The sequence below is a fragment of the Moorena sp. SIO4A1 genome, assembly GCF_010672065.1.
In the GTDB taxonomy this organism is placed as follows: Bacteria; Cyanobacteriota; Cyanobacteriia; order Cyanobacteriales; family Coleofasciculaceae; genus Moorena.
This window is the reverse complement of the sequence record NZ_JAAHHX010000064.1, coordinates 21538-37054: the sequence shown is the minus strand read 5'-3', so window position 1 is coordinate 37054 and position 15517 is coordinate 21538. Positions and strand designations below refer to the sequence as shown.

15 protein-coding genes are annotated in these 15517 nt (G+C 45.0%); 7 read left to right on the top strand and 8 right to left on the bottom strand.

The genetic code is table 11. The features are described from left to right. Positions 1-792 (bottom strand): hypothetical protein (locus F6K53_RS28870; protein WP_293083033.1); only part of this gene is annotated, 792 nt, incomplete at its 3' end. Positions 793-957: 165 nt separating this feature from the next. Next, a complete protein-coding gene (locus tag F6K53_RS28865) occupies positions 958-1959 on the bottom strand; it encodes an Rpn family recombination-promoting nuclease/putative transposase (protein ID WP_293021461.1) in 1002 nt (333 codons plus the stop codon). 162 nt (positions 1960-2121) lie between these two features. Here F6K53_RS28865 and F6K53_RS28860 point away from each other — a divergent pair, with 162 nt between their 5' ends. Further along, the gene (locus tag F6K53_RS28860) at positions 2122-3618 is read left to right on the top strand and encodes an ATP-dependent DNA helicase RecQ (protein ID WP_293069505.1); all 1497 of its coding nucleotides are present in this window, start codon (positions 2122-2124) and stop codon (positions 3616-3618) included. A gap of 213 nt (positions 3619-3831) precedes the next feature. Then, complete coding sequence (locus F6K53_RS28855; RefSeq protein ID WP_293069507.1) at positions 3832-4077, top strand: hypothetical protein; 246 nt, start codon at positions 3832-3834, stop codon at positions 4075-4077. Here F6K53_RS28855 and miaA read toward each other — a convergent pair. Further along, on the bottom strand, positions 4054-5040 hold the full coding sequence (miaA, locus tag F6K53_RS28850) for a tRNA (adenosine(37)-N6)-dimethylallyltransferase MiaA (protein WP_293069509.1): 987 nt from the start codon (positions 5038-5040) through the stop codon (positions 4054-4056). The two genes, F6K53_RS28855 and miaA, sit on opposite strands and share 24 nt — an antisense overlap. A gap of 202 nt (positions 5041-5242) precedes the next feature. Between miaA and gyrB the strand changes: the two genes are divergently transcribed. The 3 genes from gyrB to F6K53_RS28835 all read left to right on the top strand — a co-directional run bounded on the left by gyrB (position 5243) and on the right by F6K53_RS28835 (position 8997). Continuing rightward, positions 5243-7690, top strand: a complete 2448-nt coding sequence (gyrB, locus tag F6K53_RS28845) for a DNA topoisomerase (ATP-hydrolyzing) subunit B (RefSeq protein ID WP_293069511.1) — start codon at positions 5243-5245, stop codon at positions 7688-7690. A gap of 298 nt (positions 7691-7988) precedes the next feature. Further along, positions 7989-8612 carry a type I restriction endonuclease gene (locus F6K53_RS28840; RefSeq protein WP_293021450.1) on the top strand — a complete coding sequence of 208 codons (624 nt, stop codon included), beginning with the start codon at positions 7989-7991 and terminating at the stop codon, positions 8610-8612. A 61-nt stretch (positions 8613-8673) separates the two neighbouring features. Continuing rightward, positions 8674-8997 (top strand): XisI protein, encoded by a 324-nt coding sequence (locus F6K53_RS28835; protein ID WP_293069513.1) that lies wholly within the window; start codon positions 8674-8676, stop codon positions 8995-8997. Between the two features lie 91 nt (positions 8998-9088). Here the strand turns inward: F6K53_RS28835 and F6K53_RS28830 are convergent, their stop codons facing one another. The 4 genes from F6K53_RS28830 to F6K53_RS28815 all read right to left on the bottom strand — a co-directional run bounded on the left by F6K53_RS28830 (position 9089) and on the right by F6K53_RS28815 (position 10599). After that, the gene (locus F6K53_RS28830) at positions 9089-9397 is read right to left on the bottom strand and encodes a hypothetical protein (RefSeq protein WP_070396506.1); all 309 of its coding nucleotides are present in this window, start codon (positions 9395-9397) and stop codon (positions 9089-9091) included. Positions 9398-9532: 135 nt separating this feature from the next. Next, entirely contained in the window at positions 9533-9868 is a 336-nt protein-coding gene (locus F6K53_RS28825; protein WP_293069515.1) for a XisI protein, read from the bottom strand. Then, positions 9856-10272, bottom strand: a complete 417-nt coding sequence (locus F6K53_RS28820) for a XisH family protein (protein ID WP_293069517.1) — start codon at positions 10270-10272, stop codon at positions 9856-9858. Before F6K53_RS28820 ends, F6K53_RS28825 begins: the two co-directional genes overlap by 13 nt. A 42-nt stretch (positions 10273-10314) precedes the next feature. Next, positions 10315-10599: a hypothetical protein gene (locus F6K53_RS28815; RefSeq protein WP_293069519.1), complete on the bottom strand. Its 285-nt coding sequence runs from the start codon at positions 10597-10599 to the stop codon at positions 10315-10317. 68 nt (positions 10600-10667) lie between these two features. Between F6K53_RS28815 and F6K53_RS28810 the strand changes: the two genes are divergently transcribed. Together F6K53_RS28810 and F6K53_RS28805 are read left to right on the top strand one after the other, a co-directional pair. Continuing rightward, a complete protein-coding gene (locus F6K53_RS28810) occupies positions 10668-11627 on the top strand; it encodes an Rpn family recombination-promoting nuclease/putative transposase (RefSeq protein ID WP_293083030.1) in 960 nt (319 codons plus the stop codon). After that, positions 11608-11748: a hypothetical protein gene (locus F6K53_RS28805; protein WP_293069523.1), complete on the top strand. Its 141-nt coding sequence runs from the start codon at positions 11608-11610 to the stop codon at positions 11746-11748. The genes F6K53_RS28810 and F6K53_RS28805 overlap by 20 nt, the downstream gene beginning before the upstream one ends. On the opposite strand, the gene F6K53_RS28800 is transcribed toward F6K53_RS28805, so the two are convergent. Then, positions 11728-15429 carry an AAA-like domain-containing protein gene (locus F6K53_RS28800; protein WP_293083027.1) on the bottom strand — a complete coding sequence of 1234 codons (3702 nt, stop codon included), beginning with the start codon at positions 15427-15429 and terminating at the stop codon, positions 11728-11730. The genes F6K53_RS28805 and F6K53_RS28800 overlap by 21 nt on opposite strands. Between the last annotated feature and the right edge of the window lie 88 nt (positions 15430-15517).

Genomic DNA, 15517 nt, shown 5'->3' with positions numbered 1-15517 from the left:
AATCTGCTGTTGGAGCACAGGGTCAAGTAAACCTAACCTCAGGGTTAGTTGACGCATCACAATTAATACCGCTTCCTCCTGCTTTCCTCGGTCGAGTCCCTGCTGGAGTCCCTGCTGGAGTCCCTGCTGGAGTCCCTGCTGGAGTCCCTTCTGGACTCCCTTTTGGATAATATCTTGATAGGTGACTGATTCTTCCATAACTTCCTCCCTCAACAATCGACAGACTAAATTTTTGTCAAACCGTAAACCAGCCAGCACATCCACACAGGCCGCTAGGTTTCCCCGTAATGGTTTTTCTTCAATTTTATCTACTTCCGCAACCACTTGCTCTAACAATCGATTAGGGCTATTACTCCTGGCTAAAGTTGCCAAGGGTAACAGAGCTCGATTGGCTAACAGTGGTTGAGGGTCTTGCTCCCACAGACGAATTACTCTATAACTATGCCAGGTGTTAGTATCCCTAAACTCGTTCGTAAATACCAGATCGGAGGTCGTAGACTTGAGGAAAATCACCACCTGGTTAATGGGACATCGGTATTTACGTTGTAATCTGACCCAATAGTCTAACATCCGAAATGGTAGTGGTGGCTGGGATTGGGGTAGGGTTTGAAATTCTAGGTGCAGAATTTGGTTAGTACTTTGCAGTAGACTCAGAGCATCAGCTTGAATTGGTTCAGCACTTAATTCGGTTTTAATTACCTGAATATCGCGAGGTTCTTCACCCAATAGCCAATGAAAAAACTCCGATGGGTATTCTTCGGCTAAGTATTTACAAATATTATCGTAGGCCAAGGCAAATTGTTCAAAGTTAACACTATCTCAGATAGCGATGCAGCGCGGTCTTGGGGGTTTCCCCCACTCGCGCTTTGCATCAAGACACTGTAGTGAATCTGAACTAGAAAATTGATCGCACCTGGATCTTGTTTATTGAGTCAAGTTATGATACATTACTAGCTTTTAATTAGAGTTCTGTTGGAGCCAGTTGAGTAAGTCTTCCCTGGTCTGGAAATCCCAGATGGCTTCTGATAAACGCTCTAGCTCTTGATTCGTCAAGGCTTCGATTAATGCGATCGCATTACTGGATAGTTGGCCAAAACGGCGCTCAAGCTGTCGCACTATTACCCTTCTTTCCCCTTGTACTCGTCCCTGTATTATTCCCTGTTCTATTCCCTGTATTATTCCCTGTTCTATTCCTTCCCGTTGAGCTAGACTCAATGCACCTCGCGTGTCCTCCAAGACCATCTCCTGCTTGCGGAGTTTTTCCAATTCTGACACACTCAACCCCGCTTGATTCGCTATAGTTAAGGCTTTTTCTAGCTGTGGGATTTCCCTGAGATTCTCAGGAATAATTTCTAAACTGGGAGCTTCTTTGATAAAATATATCCACTTATCTATCACACTTTCTAACTCTTCCAGCTGCTTAGTGAATTTGGGAAGTTCCACAAACACCATCGCTAATTCATTTTCCTGATAAGGCAAGTGCTCTTCTTTTTCTTGAAAGTAAAAACAGCTAATTACTTTTTCGGTTGATGGGAATAACTTAAAATCCGTGATGGTTAACGCAATGACTGGATTGAGATCGAAATATCCCTGTCCCGACTTTAGTTGATTCCCATAGGTTTTGCACAAGTTATAGACCACTCGCTTCTCGAAAGCCTCCACATTCCAGATTTGCATTTCAATCAGCACAGTTGTTTGATCCTCTAATACTGCCTTAACATCCAGATAGCGATGCAGCGCGGTCTTGGGGGTTTCCCCCATGAGCGACTGCATCAAGACAGTGTCTTTTAACTCCACTACATCCCCGGCACTATAGGGGTCAAGGATTTCTAAATCCTGGATTACCGACTCCCCGGAGTAGATCATGGCATTGAGGAAGGAAATCAGAATATCCTTACTTTGATCTGAGCCAAAGATTTTCTTGAAAGCAAAGTCAGTTTTGGGACTAATGAATCTCATGGTTTTCGCAGTTTACGAGGTAGAGTGGTTAGTCAATGTCTTTACTAAGAAATTTTACGGACATCGTTTCAGTAATCATCCTAGCAAAATCCGTTGATATTCTGGTGTATAACCGGTCAGCATTTCTCTAAGCTTAAAAGGAATCAACGGAAGAAAAGCAGGATGATTGTTCAAAATACTAGTAATAATACTAATACTAATCAATCCAGTAATCATCAATGGGATGATGTTCGTGCAGCCTTGAAACGATTCTGGGGTTACGAGGATTTTCGACCTCCCCAAGGTGAGATTATTCGGATGATTTTAGAACAACGGGATGCTTTAATTGTTTTGCCTACTGGTGGTGGTAAGTCGATTTGTTTTCAACTACCAGCTTTACTACAAACTGGATTAACATTAGTGATTTCTCCACTAGTAGCATTGATGGAAAATCAGGTGCAGGAATTGCGCGATCGCAAATTACCTGCTGCTCTGTTACATAGTGAATTACCTCGCTCCCAACGGCAACAAACCCTTCAAGCTCTAGAAAAGCAGCAACTGCGATTGCTCTACTTATCCCCAGAAACCCTACTCAGTGCAGCAGTGTGGAAACGATTGTGTCAGCCACAGCTTCAGATTAATGGATTGATTTTAGATGAAGCCCATTGTTTGGTTCAATGGGGTGATACCTTTAGACCCGCTTATCGCCGTTTGGGAGCAGTCAGACCAGCACTGCTCAAGTGTAAGCCCAAGGGAACAAAAATTGCGATCGCATCCTTTACTGCTACCGCTGACCCCAAGGCTCAACAAACCATCCGCAAAGTCTTGCAACTGCGACAACCCCAAACATTTTTAATTAGCCCCTATCGAGACAATCTTAACCTCCAGGTCCAAACCGTCTGGACTCCCAAAGGACGTCGCCAACGAGTATTGAACTATATTAAAGCCAGACCTAAACAAGCTGGGTTAGTCTATGTCCGTTCCCGAAAAGATAGTGAAGTGTTAGCGCAATGGTTTACTTCCTTGGGGTATTCCACCGCAGCTTACCACGCTGGCTTGGGTGCTCAGGAGCGTCGGAAAATTGAAGCCAGCTGGATTAGTGGTCAGACCCAATTTGTGGTATGTACCTGTGCCTTTGGCATGGGGATTAATAAGCCAGATGTACGCTGGGTCGTGCATTTCCAAGCACCTTTACTCTTATCGGAATATATTCAGGAAGTAGGTCGTGGGGGAAGGGATGGTAAACCAGCGGATGCTTTGACCTTAGTCAGTGAACCAACAGGATGGTTAAATCCAGAGGATAAGCAACGACAAGAATTTTTTGCCCATCAAATGCGATCGCAATACCAAAAGGCTCAACAGTTAGCAAAGCAATTACCAGCCCAGGGAGAAGTAGCCAAAGTAGCCAAAGAGTTTCCCAATGGTGCCATAGCCTTAGCACTCCTCGATAGTGCTGGTCAACTAGAATGGATTGATCCATTCCATTACCGGCAACACCGGTCTAGAAAATCTTCCTCCCTAGCACAGGTTAGTACTATCCAACAGCAAGCCCAGTCTCAGATGAATCAATACCTGAAAACTCGCCAGTGTCGTTGGCAATTTTTACTACAGGCATTTGGTTTTACTCAAGAAGCGGTTGGCTTTAGATGCGATCGCTGTGATAATTGTTTATCCCATTGATCAATTGGATTAGCTACTTCGTCTTAGGTTTTAGGGAGTCGGGAGTCGGGAGTCGGGAGTCGGGAGTCGGAACCCACCCCTAACCCCTCCCAGGAGGGGAACGGGAGTCGGGAGTCGGGAGTCGGGAGTCGGGAGTCGGGAAAAAAATTATCACAATTGATTGACGATTAGTATATTTTTTTTTCGGATATATTTCCATTTTTTTTCGATTTCATGTTTCCGTGGATCTCGATAAAATTACTCCTCAAAAAAACGCGATGTTCTGAAATAAACCCTACGGGATTCCATTTTAAAATTTCCCCTCTGTTCCCGATTCCCGATTCCCGATTCCCGATTCCCGATTCCCGATTCCCGATTCCCGATTCCCGATTCCCGATTCCCGATTCCCGATTCCCGATTCCCGATTCCCGATTCCCGATTCCCGATTCCCGATTCTTAATTCTTAATTATCAATTCTAAAAAACCTTCTATCCGCTCCCAAACCTTCTCCAACAAATCAGGACAATCTGCATCAAACCATTCAATCTCAGGATAAGCCTTAAACCAAGTGCGTTGACGTTTAGCAAATTGGCGAGTGTGGAGAACAGTTAACTCTCTGGCCTGCTCAAGGGATAAGTTACCAGCAAGATAATCTTTAATTTCCCGATATCCCAACGTATCCAGTAACGGTAAATTCCAACCATACTTCTGAGCAATAGTTTCCACCTCAGCCACAAATCCTGCTGCTAACATTTGGTCAGTACGCTGAGCAATCCGCTGGGTAATAGTTTCAGAATCCTGACATTCCAAGCCAATCTGGAGAATTGGATAATTAGGAGGATTTTCTCCCTGCTGCTGTGATATCGGAATTCCAGTTACATAAAATACTTCCAATGCTCGCAATGTCCGCACTTGATCATTGGGATGAATCTTCTGAGCAGCAACAGGATCAATTTGTTGGAGGAAATTATAGAGCTGAGCTTGACCAAGAGCAGCTAGTTGCGATCGCAAATCTTCCTGAGGCGCAACCCGAGGAATTTTTAACCCCCGCACTACCGATTTGATATATAAACCAGTACCACCAACTAGGAAAAGAGGGTTATTGTTTAAGTCAGCCTGATCTACCCGGTCTTCCCTGTGTTTGCTAGCTATAATTTCCTGGGCTTGCTGTTGATAATCAGCTACAGTTAAGGTTTCGGTTGGGTCACAGATGTCGATCAGATAATGGGGTACCTGCTGTTGTTGAGCCAGTGTCGGCTTAGCGGTTCCAATATCAAATTCTCGGTAAACCTGACGAGAATCAGCATTAAGAATTATTGAACTAACCCGCTGTGCTAATGCTATTCCTAGACTCGACTTACCTGTGGCTGTAGCACCACAAATTACTATGACTGCTGAGTGCTCAGTGTTGAGTGTTGAGTTTTGAGGGGAGGGCTGTTTCATCTTCCATTGCGGCATTCGGGACTAACTTGAGCACTGACCCACTGACACCATCATACCCTATATAGTTAATCCCCTATAGAAATAACCTATGAAAATGGGCTGTGGTCGCCTATAAGGCTTTTGTGTTACAATCTTCGGGTGTTTTATCATTTTTGATGAATCATAGCCTTTCAAAGCTTTTAACGGAAAACCCCGAAAGATTATGACGAGTAGTTACAGTGCCGATCAGATTCAAGTTCTAGAAGGTCTCGAACCGGTGCGGAAACGCCCAGGGATGTACATCGGGACAACTGGACCTAGGGGTCTCCATCATCTAGTCTACGAAGTTGTAGACAATTCCATCGATGAAGCGCTGGCTGGGTATTGTACTCACATCGAAGTTGATATCAATAGCGATGGTTCCGTAACCGTTACCGATGACGGACGAGGAGTTCCTACGGACACCCACCCTACCACAGGGAAATCAGCACTGGAAACCGTAATGACCGTACTTCATGCCGGTGGTAAGTTTGGTGGCGGCGGCTATAAAGTCTCTGGAGGATTGCACGGTGTTGGTGTTTCCGTAGTCAATGCTCTGTCTGAGTGGGTAGATGTAACGGTGTGGCGGGAGAAAAAAGAACATACCCAGCGCTATGAGCGGGGTGTGCCCATGACTGAACTACTCGTCAAGCCCTATAAAAAGGCCCACACTGGTACCTCAGTAAACTTTAAGCCAGATACCGAAATCTTTACTGGCGGTATTGAGTTTGATTATACTACCTTATCCGGACGTCTCCGAGAACTGGCTTACCTGAATGCTGGTGTTAAAATTACCTTCTCAGACCATCGCCTGGAAGAACCCAGAGTAGAAACCTATCACTACGAAGGAGGGATCCAGGAATATGTCGCTTACATGAACCGAGAAAAGCACGCCCTACACGAGGAAATTATCTATATACAAGGGGAACGCAAAAGTATCCAAGTGGAAGTGGCACTACAATGGTGCATTGATGCCTATAGTGATAATTTGCTGGGTTTTGCTAACAATATTCGCACTATTGATGGTGGTACCCACTTGGAGGGGCTCAAGACAGTCTTGACCCGAACCATGAATGCGATCGCACGCAAGCGCAATAAACTCAAAGAAAGTGAGTCTAACCTAGGTGGTGAGAATATCCGAGAAGGATTAACTGGGGTGATTTCTGTCAAAGTCCCAGAGCCAGAATTTGAAGGTCAAACCAAAACTAAACTGGGAAATACAGAAGTAAGGGGGATTGTAGATTCCCTAGTTGGGGAAGTCTTGACTGAATACCTGGATTTTCATCCCCAAGTCGTCGATACTATCTTAGAAAAAGCGATTCAAGCCTATAAAGCCGCAGAAGCTGCTCGTCGTGCTCGTGAATTAGTGCGGCGGAAATCAGTACTAGAGTCTTCTCCCTTACCCGGTAAGTTAGCCGATTGTAGTTCTCGGGACCCAGGGGAATCAGAGATATTCATCGTTGAGGGGGATAGTGCAGGGGGATGTTTTTCTGGAGAGACACAGGTTGCCCTGGCTGATGGACGGTCTTTGAGCTTCAAGGAACTTGTAGCAGAACAAGCTATTGGTAAAGAGCATTTTTGCTACACGATTACCAATAACGGCAGCATCGGAATAGAACGGATTATCAATCCTAGGATGACCAAAGCCAATGCTAAAGTCATCAAACTTACCTTAGATAACTCAGAAACCATTATTTGCACTCCCGATCACCTGTTCATGTTGCAAGATGGTAGTTATAAGCCAGCAGTATCTCTGACTCCTGATGATTTGCTAATGCCTCTATACCGGCCACTGGCAGAAATCAGGAAACAGGCAAAGGTCAAAACCCAACACAAAGAAGCCTATTCCGCTGTTGCTGGTAATCAGACACAGGTTTGTGAAGCTGTTGCTAACTATAACTACCAAGTTGTTTCCATTGAATCCCTAGAACAATTGGTAGATGTCTATGATATCGAAGTGCCTCATACCCATAATTTCGCTTTAGAGAGTGGGGTGTTTGTTCACAACAGTGCTAAACAAGGACGCGATCGCCAATTCCAAGCCATTCTCCCCCTCCGTGGTAAAATCCTCAACATTGAGAAAACTGATGATGCCAAAATTTACAAGAACACAGAAATCCAATCCCTAATTACAGCCCTAGGGCTAGGGATAAAAGGAGACGAATTCGACCCGTCCAATTTACGCTACCACCGCATTGTAATTATGACTGATGCTGATGTGGATGGCGCTCACATCCGTACTTTATTACTAACCTTCTTCTACCGCTATCAACGAGCCCTTGTAGACCAAGGCTACATCTACATTGCTTGTCCTCCCTTATATAAACTAGAACGAGGTCGCAACCATAACTATTGTTATAGCGATCGCGAACTACAAGAGCGGATTAGCCAATTTCCTGAAAACGCTAACTATAACATCCAACGATTCAAAGGATTAGGTGAAATGATGCCACAGCAGTTGTGGGACACCACCATGAATCCAGAAACTCGCACCATGAAGCAAATCGAAATCGAAGATGCTGCTGAAGCTGACAGAATCTTTACTGTACTCATGGGAGACCGGGTTGCTCCTCGCCGCCAATTCATTGAAACCTATGGCGCTCGACTCAATCTCACCGATTTAGATATTTAGAGTCTACCTTACTCACAAATTAGTACTAGTGTAAGCTATCAGCTGTCAGCTGTCAGCTGTCAGCTTATTTTATTCAAAAGCACCTCAAGTAGAGTGGCACAGGCTTCTAGCCTGTGATTCAAGGAATAAGCTGATAACTGATAGCTGATAGCTTACCTTAGGACATTGATAAAAGCTGAAAAGCTTTTTTAGTGAACTATTCCCTATTCCCTATTCCCTATTCCCTATTCCCTGTTCCCTGTTCCCTGTTCCCTATTCCCTGCTCCCTGCTCCCTACTCCCTTATAGTAAATCAAGCCATGGTTACCGCAATTCCAGCTAACCAGATTACCCTCTACGATTTAAGAATAAAATTTGGCTTAGAGCGCACCGATGATGAGCAATTCTTTCAGGAGTGGCAAGATGATTTACCAGAACTAACAGAATTAGAAAAAAAAGAGCTAAAGGAAATAAAGAAAGACTATCTCCACTTATCAGAGCGTCCAATGGTGGAAACCATCGTCAAAATGGTAGTACTTTCCCCATTATTGAAACTAGCTGGTTTTTATCGTTCTCCCTTTTATATTACTGCTGAAAAAGTCGTAGAAATTACTTCCGAAGATCAAGAAACAATTATTACAGGACGACTTGACTTACTCATCTATACTCCTGAATTTTGGGTTTTAGTGATCGAAGCCAAACGAGCCGATTACTCCCTGGAAGTTGGCATCCCCCAAGCACTAAGTTATATGCTAGGAAATATTGAATCAGAAAGACCTGCTTTTGGATTTATCACCAATGGGCCAGATTTTATTTTCCTAAAACTGAGCAAGCAAGATAAACCAAATTATGCTGAGTCGGATTCATTTTCCCTTCGGAATAAGACAGGCTTGGAGCACGTTCTCAAAATCCTAAAGCGGTTTAATGAATTAGTGAGGCAATAATCAAGTATTAATATCAAGTCCGATTAATTGTTTACGATCCGAATCATGAGGTTATTAACCAATGGATAAATTAGATCAATATCGTCAGATTACCTGCGAATTTTTAGAAAGCTTTGCCAGTTATGATCTCAATGCTCAACTTATCTTTGATAGAGAACGGGATTGTTATCTGGTTTTCCACAACGAATGGCGTAATGAGTACCGCATCTATGGCTGTGCCATGCATCTTGAGCTGATCGAAGGTCAAATCTGGATACAGCACAATAGTACTGAGATTTATATCGATAGTGAATTGATTGAGCGGGGTGTTTCTCCCAAAGATATTATACTAGGATTTCGCTCTCCCAGCGTCCGCAAACTTATTGCTGCTGCGATGGAAGACTAGTAAATGCGCAACCTAACCGGATTTTAACTAACAGTGAGGGGTAGTAGGGTGGGCAAATAATCAAAGTCAGTAGGGGTTTGGTGGGCAAAGCCTACCATTTATAACCGTTACGGAGTCCCCAATTTAGCCATGCTTTGATCATTTCTTGAGTATTCCCCTGATGTTCTTCTTGAACAGGATCTTCTCTAGTAATGGATTTTAAAGCCCAAAACCACCGTCCAGATTTTTGTTCAAGTTCCCTTAATAATAACGGAATTGCTTCTTTTCCCATGCCAATAATTTGTTGATAAGCAGGATGCATAGCTGCTTGAGTGGTTGATGAAATTCCTCTGGTTTCTTCCCGCCACTGGTGAACGAGTTGCCTAAACGTTTGTTCGATATCTTCTTGAATTAGGGACATTTTCTCTCCATTTTGTGGTTGTAAGTAGGGGTAGGGTGGGCAAATAATCAACCATTAACCAATTGATCATCAATCATGTGCCCTTCCGAAAATTGCCACAGGCTGGAAGCCTGTTCCACACAACCTAACCGGATTTTAACTAACAGCAAACTCAGTAAATTTGCGAACATCTGGAGGATGAAAACCTAAAACAATATCACTTTTTGGAATACCTGCTGCCACTAAATCATTAGCAATGCCGTCTTCAGTATTGTCACATTGAATCCAAATTTTATAATTACTAATTTCCACATGAATCAAACAACTATGAAGATGATCTTGGTTATTCCATCCTTCAGAAACAATTAAATATTGGTCTGTTTCTCGGTCAAATGCTGCATGGTTACGGATGTTAACATTAGAGTAATCAATGTTAACATAAGGGGTTAAGGTTTGACGAATAATTTGGCGATAGTTTTCTAATTTATCCATTTTATAATCACCTCCTTTTCCGGCTCAAAAACAATAATTTTAAGCGTGTTATCTTCTAATAACATCTGTCCGATTTCTTCGGTAAATAAGCGGTTAAATATTACTTCTCTAATAGCTAAATAAAGAAGACGTTCTGAAAGTTGACGTTTAAGAACTTTATCGTATAATATATATTGCCCTAAGGCGTTTTTTAGATCTTCTATTTCTGATGAACCAACAAAACTTTTAACTTCTACAGCAATTTTTTGTCCTTGTTTTTCAGCTACTAATATTTTTTCAGCACCTAGGTCAATATAGATGTCTTTTTTACCTATTTTAAGGCTTAAAGGGTCATTGGTAATTGTCCATCCATCTTTGATTAGTGCATTTTTTACTGTGTCATGATAAATATCTTTGGCTGGCATTTTCAAAATTATTAAGTGTGGGTGCCAAAATAAAAGCCTATCTTAATTATAGTCGGAACGATCTGTAATTTCGTGACAGCCGTAGGGTGCTTGATAAGACGCGATCGCACTCATGTTCCCCCTGGTAGTGTTGGAATAGCCCGGCCCGTAACGCACCGCTAGTGTTGGAACCACCCTTCCGAAAATTGCCACAGGCTGGAAGCCTGTTCCACGCCTGATGCCCATTCCACCCACCGGCTCAAACAGCATGGATTGAGATGCACCCCAATAGGGAATAGGGGCAACAGCTGCATAGTTTTTTAGTAAAATCAAAGAGATGCACCCCAATAGGCAATAGGGAGATAGACGAAATTAAAGCTAATAAAAATACCTTTTGATTAATCTTAATTTTTGATATGGTTTTCCCCTTGCCAGATAAATACATTGATCTGCTCACGGATTTCGGCTTTAAGCGCGTTTTTGGCACTGAGCCAAATAAGGCACTGTTGATCGACTTCTTAAATACGCTGCTGCCTCCTCACCATCAGATTCAGGATGTCACCATTAAGAATCCAGAGTTCTTGGGTAAGACTTTAGTGGACAGAAGAGCAATTTTTGATATTTATTGTCAGAGCACAACCGGTGAACGCTTCATTGTGGAAATGCAAAAGGCAAAACAAACGTTCTTCAAAGACCGCAGTGTCTACTATGCCACTTTCCCCATCCAAGAACAGGCGCAACAGGGAAATTGGAATTATCAGCTAACGGCAGTCTACACCGTCGGTATTCTGGATTTTAGTTTTGATGACCATAAGCACGATTCAGAATTGTTGCATGTGGTAGAGCTAAAAAATCAGCGGTGTGAAGTGTTCTACGATAAGTTGAAATTCATCTATGTGGAACTACCGAAATTTACTAAATCTGTTGATCAATTAGAAACCCATTTTGATAAGTGGTTATTTTTATTGAGGCATCTGGCGAGCTGTAATGCTCCCCCTGAACCGTTGCAAGGGGATGTGTTTGCCCAGCTATTTGAGGTGGCCGAGATTGCCAATTTCTCCTCTGAGGAGCAAGCCCTGTACCAGGATAGTCTGAAAGTCTACCGGGATATGTACAGTGTTAATCAAACCTTGATTCAGGAAGGTAGACAAGAAGGTCTCGAACAAGGTAGACAAGAAGGTCTCGAACAGGGTCTTGAACAAGGTAGACAAGAAGGTCTCCAACAGGGTCTTGAACAAGGTAGACAAGAAGGTCAACAAGCAGGTGAACAAGCAGGTATACAAAAGGTTGTTAAACAGATGAAGGCCGCAGGGTTATCCCTGAAGGATATTGCTCAATATACTGGGTTGAGTATGGATGACATTGATCAGTTGTGAAACTCTTGCCTCTTGCCTATTCCCGATTCCCGATTCCCGATTCCCGATTCCCGATTCCCGATTCCCGATTCCCGATTCCCGATTCCCGACTCCCGATTCCCTATTCCTCGCATACCCATAACTTCTCCTTAGCTCCAGGATTCCTAACAAAGTAATCTTCCAGCAAGTCACAGCCCCGACGCAGCAGCTCACCTAAACTTTCAACCTTCCAAATTCTGGCGGTGTGGTCCGATGAAGCAGTGGCTAGCTTTTGTCCATCCGGGCTGAAGGCTACACTCCATACCTCGTCCCGATGCCCGGTGAGCACGGCGATTTCATTGCCCTGTAAGTCCCAAATTCTGGCAGTGCCGTCGGATGAAGCAGTGGCCAGCCTCTGTCCATCCGGGCTGAAGGCTACACTATATACCTCGTCCTGATGCCCTCTGAGCACGTCGATTTCATTGCCCTGGTTATCCCAAATTCTGGCCGTGTTGTCCTTTGAAGCAGTGGCCAGCTTCTGTCCATCCGGGCTGAAGGCTACACTCCATACCTCGTCTCGATGCCCGGTGAGCACGGCGATTTCATTGCCCTGGTTGTCCCAAATTCTGGCAGTGCCGTCTGCTGAAGCAGTGGCCAGCTTCTGTCCATCCGGGCTGAAGGCTACACTATTTACCCTCTCATGATGCCCGGTGAGCACAGCGATTTCATTGCCCTGGTTGTCCCAAATTCTGGCGGTGTGGTCCGATGAAGCAGTGGCCAGCTTCTGTCCATCCGGGCTGAAGGCTACACTATATACCCAGAACTGATGGCCGGTGAGCAGGGCGATTTGATTGCCCTGGTTGTCCCAAATTCTGGCCGTGTTGTCCTTTGAAGCAGTGGCCAGCTTCTGTCCATCCGGGCTGAAGGCTACACTCCATACCTCGTCCCGATGCCCGGTGAGCACGGCGATTTCATTGCCCTGGTTGTCCCAAATTCTGGCAGTTTTGTCCATTGAAGCAGTGGCCAGCGTCTTTCCATCCGGGCTGAAAGCTACACTCTCTACCGAGGACTGATGGCCGGTGAGCAGGGCGATTTCATTGCCCTGTAATTCCCAAATTCTGGCAGTTTTGTCCATTGAAGCAGTGGCCAGCGTCTTTCCATCCGGGCTGAAGGCTACACTCTCTACCGAGGACTGATGGCCGGTGAGCAGGGCGATTTCATTGCCCTGTAATTCCCAAATTCTGGCAGTATTGTCCCATGAAGCCGTGGCCAGCGTCTTTCCATCCGGGCTGAAGGCTACACTGGACACCCAGGACTGATGGCCGGTGAGCACAGTTAATTCATGTCCCTGTAAGTCCCAAATTCTGGCAGTGCCGTCCTTTGAAGCCGTGGCTAGCCTCTGTCCATCCGGGCTGAAGGCTACACTCCATACCTCGTCCCGATGCCCTCTGAGTACGGCTAATTCCTTGCCCTGGTTGTCCCAAATTCTGGCAGTGCCGTCGGATGAAGCCGTGGCTAGCCTCTGTCCATCCGGGCTGAAGACTACACTCTCTACCGAGGACTGATGCCGGGTGAGCAGGGCGATTTGATTGCCCTGGTTGTCCCAAATTCTGGCGGTGCCGTCGGATGAAGCAGTGGCCAGCCTCTGTCCATCCGGGCTGAAGGCTACACTAAATACCCAGCCCTGATGCCCGGTGAGCACGGCGATTTCATTGCCCTGGTTGTCCCAAATTCTGGCAGTGCCGTCAACTGAAGCCGTGGCCAGCCTCTGTCCATCCTGGCTGAAGGCTACACTCCATACCCTGTCATGATGGCCGGTGAGCACGGCAATTTCATTGCCCTGGTTGTCCCAAATTCTGGCAGTGCCGTCAACTGAAGCCGTGGCCAGCCTCTGTCCATCCGGGCTGAAGGCTACACTAAATACCGAGTCCTGATGCCCGGTGAGCACGGCGATTTCATTGCCCTGGTTGTCCCAAATTCTGGCAGTGCCGTCAACTGAAGCCGTGGCCAGCCTCTGTCCATCCGGGCTGAAGGCTACACTAAATACCTCGGACTGATGGCCGGTGAGCACAGCCCCTTTTCGAAATTGACTAATACTCTGGTGGAGAGCATATAGAGGAATAGTAGTAGGATATTGCTCCAGGGGGCGACCATCTGTTACTCTATCCAATAGGTCTTGCCCAGTCTCCATGGCCTCATACAAAAGCGTTTCCCCTCTTGTACTGGGGCCATAGTAAACATTATTATCCGGTAACTGTCGTAAAATACTACGCCCTTGCCGTTCTACTAGTGTGACGAATTTCGCTTCCTCTAATTGTTGTGTAGCTTTGATTAGAGTCACCACAGCAACACTTGCCACAACTAAGGACACACCCAGTACAATTCCCCCAGTGCATATGATGCACTGGGCTTGTTCTTTAGCCTTAGCTAATATCTCACTAGCCTCTTTCTCAGCCGCCAAAGCCTTTCGGACTTCTCGCTTATCTAAAACCTGACTAGCTCTCAAGAACTGGGAATCCAAATCGCTTAAGGCTTTTCCCTTCGACCATTGTTCGGCCTGGTCTAATGCTCTCCCCCGCAACAATCGAGAGTCATCCTTACATCCAGAATCAACCCAAGCGCTAAACGCCTCAGAGTAGGGACGTAGTCTAGCCAATTCTTGATTAACCCAATCGGAATTGAAAACCTCCCCATAAATCCGGTTATTAACCTCCAAACAGCCATGGCGCTCAACCACCAGCCCCGATAACCTTAATTCCGTCTGTTCCTCACTACCATCAGCAGCTAGACTACCCTGATCCAACACTTGCTGATACAAACCCAATAACATACCAGCCCGTTGCTCATTTCTGAGAATGCGATCGCGTATAGTCTTCAAATGCTCCTGTTCATCCTGAGCTTCCCAATTGTCTATAATCTGGGTACGCACTATCTGGTCTAGGTAAACACTAGACCTCTTGCAAAAGTGTTTTTCTAATAGTGTTTGCGTCAATTCTTGTCCACTGTTCCCTGTTCCCTGTTCCCTGTTCCCGACTTCTGCAAGAAGTCTACTATTGCCCAATTCCCAAGTCTGAACTACCAAACGACACAACCGCTGAGTCAGAAACGGTTGTCCTCCCGTCCAGTTTACTATCTCACCTAATACCTGTTCAGGATTATCAACCTTACCGACCAAACCCCGAACCAAAGGCTGTTTGGCTTCCTCAAAAGTAAACCCAGTCAACTGAATATCCCGACCGATATTAAACGGAGTGCGCTGTTTATCCTGAATTAAATCTGCAGCAGTTGCCACGCCTAGCAAACAAAAGGTGAGACGATTGTAAGCTGGCTTTTCGGCTCGTTGATTGTAACAGGCTCTAATTAACGCAAAGAAATCATCTTTAAACTTAACTTTAATAATACTATCAATTTCATCCAGGAAAATAACAATTTTCCCCGGAATACTGGTTAACACTATCTGCTCAATAAACTTACTTAAGCACAAGACCGGAGAGATTTGAGCACGCTCGTCTAACCAAGCTTCCTCATCAAATTTTCCGAAAAGCTCGAAATCATCCATCAATAACATCATCAAACTTTCATACCACATCGACACCGTGATGTCTTCTTTTCCAATCACGGTCAGATCGATAGACGCGCAAGCAAATCCCTCTTCTTTCAAGCGTTTTATCGTTCTTACCCGCAAACTAGACTTACCCATCTGTCGGGAATTCAGCACATAACAAAACTCCCCAGCCATCAATGCCTGAAAAAGCTCCTGATCCGCTTGTCTGGTCACATAAGTAGGTTCATCGTGAGGTAAACTACCTCCTACTTTGTAGAGTGTTGAGTGTTGATTGGTCATTACAGCAGTTTGCCATTTGGTGAGGTACAAATTTTTGGGTTTTAGGGAGTAGGGAGTAGGGAGCAGGGAGCAGGGAGCAGGGAGCAGT

Bases quoted from the DNA above. Each gene is read 5' to 3' on its own strand.
- F6K53_RS28865 (WP_293021461.1), bottom strand. From the start codon at position 1,959: ATGAGATTCATTAGTCCCAAAACTGACTTTGCTTTCAAGAAAATCTTT.
- F6K53_RS28860 (WP_293069505.1), top strand. From the start codon at position 2,122: ATGATTGTTCAAAATACTAGTAATAATACTAATACTAATCAATCCAGT.
- F6K53_RS28855 (WP_293069507.1), top strand. From the start codon at position 3,832: ATGTTTCCGTGGATCTCGATAAAATTACTCCTCAAAAAAACGCGATGT.
- miaA (WP_293069509.1), bottom strand. From the start codon at position 5,040: ATGAAACAGCCCTCCCCTCAAAACTCAACACTCAACACTGAGCACTCA.
- gyrB (WP_293069511.1), top strand. From the start codon at position 5,243: ATGACGAGTAGTTACAGTGCCGATCAGATTCAAGTTCTAGAAGGTCTC.
- F6K53_RS28840 (WP_293021450.1), top strand. From the start codon at position 7,989: ATGGTTACCGCAATTCCAGCTAACCAGATTACCCTCTACGATTTAAGA.
- F6K53_RS28835 (WP_293069513.1), top strand. From the start codon at position 8,674: ATGGATAAATTAGATCAATATCGTCAGATTACCTGCGAATTTTTAGAA.
- F6K53_RS28830 (WP_070396506.1), bottom strand. From the start codon at position 9,397: ATGTCCCTAATTCAAGAAGATATCGAACAAACGTTTAGGCAACTCGTT.
- F6K53_RS28825 (WP_293069515.1), bottom strand. From the start codon at position 9,868: ATGGATAAATTAGAAAACTATCGCCAAATTATTCGTCAAACCTTAACC.
- F6K53_RS28820 (WP_293069517.1), bottom strand. From the start codon at position 10,272: ATGCCAGCCAAAGATATTTATCATGACACAGTAAAAAATGCACTAATC.
- F6K53_RS28810 (WP_293083030.1), top strand. From the start codon at position 10,668: ATGGTTTTCCCCTTGCCAGATAAATACATTGATCTGCTCACGGATTTC.
- F6K53_RS28805 (WP_293069523.1), top strand. From the start codon at position 11,608: ATGACATTGATCAGTTGTGAAACTCTTGCCTCTTGCCTATTCCCGATT.
- F6K53_RS28800 (WP_293083027.1), bottom strand. From the start codon at position 15,429: ATGACCAATCAACACTCAACACTCTACAAAGTAGGAGGTAGTTTACCT.